The following is an 883-nucleotide window of genomic DNA, read 5'->3' as shown; positions in this document are numbered from 1 at the left end:
GAGATTAGCGGAACGCTCTGGAAAGGGCGGCCATAGTGGGTGATAGCCCTGTACGCGAAAGTCTCTTTGCAATGAAATCGAGTAGGACGGGGCACGAGAAACCTTGTCTGAATATGGGGGGACCATCCTCCAAGGCTAAATACTACTGACTGACCGATAGTGAACCAGTACCGTGAGGGAAAGGCGAAAAGAACCGCGGAGAGCGGAGTGAAATAGATCCTGAAACCGTATGCGTACAAGCAGTGGGAGCCCACTTTGTTGGGTGACTGCGTACCTTTTGTATAATGGGTCAGCGACTTATTTTCAGTGGCAAGCTTAACCGAATAGGGGAGGCGTAGCGAAAGCGAGTCTTAATAGGGCGTCTAGTCGCTGGGAATAGACCCGAAACCGGGCGATCTATCCATGGGCAGGTTGAAGGTTAGGTAACACTGACTGGAGGACCGAACCGACTACCGTTGAAAAGTTAGCGGATGACCTGTGGATCGGAGTGAAAGGCTAATCAAGCTCGGAGATAGCTGGTTCTCCTCGAAAGCTATTTAGGTAGCGCCTCATGTATCACTGTAGGGGGTAGAGCACTGTTTCGGCTAGGGGGTCATCCCGACTTACCAAACCGATGCAAACTCCGAATACCTACAAGTGCCGAGCATGGGAGACACACGGCGGGTGCTAACGTCCGTCGTGAAAAGGGAAACAACCCAGACCGTCAGCTAAGGTCCCAAAGTCATGGTTAAGTGGGAAACGATGTGGGAAGGCTTAGACAGCTAGGAGGTTGGCTTAGAAGCAGCCACCCTTTAAAGAAAGCGTAATAGCTCACTAGTCGAGTCGGCCTGCGCGGAAGATGTAACGGGGCTCAAACCATGCACCGAAGCTACGGGTATCACCT

1 rRNA gene is annotated in these 883 nt (G+C 52.1%); it reads left to right on the top strand.

What is annotated here, in order from left to right:
• Positions 1–883: ribosomal RNA gene (locus tag KDX39_RS26295) — 23S ribosomal RNA — on the top strand; the annotation flags it as partial.

It is taken from the genome of Pseudomonas sp. CDFA 610, from assembly GCF_021147865.1.
In the GTDB taxonomy this organism is placed as follows: domain Bacteria; phylum Pseudomonadota; class Gammaproteobacteria; order Pseudomonadales; family Pseudomonadaceae; genus Aquipseudomonas; species Aquipseudomonas alliivorans.
The sequence above is the reverse complement of the archived record's forward strand: the minus strand, read 5'-3'. Positions and strand labels throughout refer to the sequence as shown.